We start from the raw sequence: 543 nt of genomic DNA, 5'->3' as shown, positions 1-543 counted from the left end.
CGAGCAGTGCGCGGCTTTCACCTGCACGAAATAATCGGCTCAAAGCCATGGCGTCGGCAACCATTCGCCGCGCCTGTGGATACAGCACTCGCGCCTCTTCAGTCACCTCTACGCCCCGTGGCTGGCGGATGAACAGCGTCGCACCCAACTCTTGCTCCAGCTGCTTGATGGTCACCGAGAGCGTCGGCTGGCTGATAAACAAACGCTGTGCCGCCGAGGTGATATTGCGCTCCTCAAAGACGGCCAGAAAGGCCTTGAGATGACGGATATCCATAGTTTATTCCGATGCCAGTTAGAGGAATAAGGCATTTTTCAGGGCTAATAGCAGTAAATATACTGTGGGCCAAGCTCAGTTATTTATTTTTCGTATTTCAGGAGATTCACACATGACCAAACCATTGATCATCATCACCGGGGCCAGTTCGGGGATTGGCGAAGCGGCGGCGCGGATGCTTTCGGCGGCGGGCCACCCATTGCTGCTTCTCGCCCGCCGTATCAACCGCCTGGAGGCACTAGGGCTGCCGAACGCTTTGTGCCGTGGCG

General features: G+C 56.4%; 2 protein-coding genes. One reads left to right on the top strand and one right to left on the bottom strand.

The genetic code is table 11. From position 1 onward, the window contains the following. Nucleotides 1-274: LysR family transcriptional regulator (locus KW848_RS32740; RefSeq protein WP_218539178.1), on the bottom strand; the 274-nt coding region annotated here is incomplete at its 3' end. Nucleotides 275-386: 112 nt separating this feature from the next. On the opposite strand from KW848_RS32740, the gene KW848_RS32735 reads away from it, so the two are divergent. After that, nucleotides 387-543 (top strand): SDR family NAD(P)-dependent oxidoreductase (locus KW848_RS32735; RefSeq protein WP_218539179.1); only part of this gene is annotated, 157 nt, incomplete at its 3' end.

It is taken from the genome of Pseudomonas sp. PDM25 (genome assembly GCF_019219045.1).
In the GTDB taxonomy this organism is placed as follows: Bacteria; Pseudomonadota; Gammaproteobacteria; order Pseudomonadales; family Pseudomonadaceae; genus Aquipseudomonas.
Note: the sequence above shows the minus strand (reverse complement) of the source record. Positions and strands in the feature narration are given on the sequence as shown.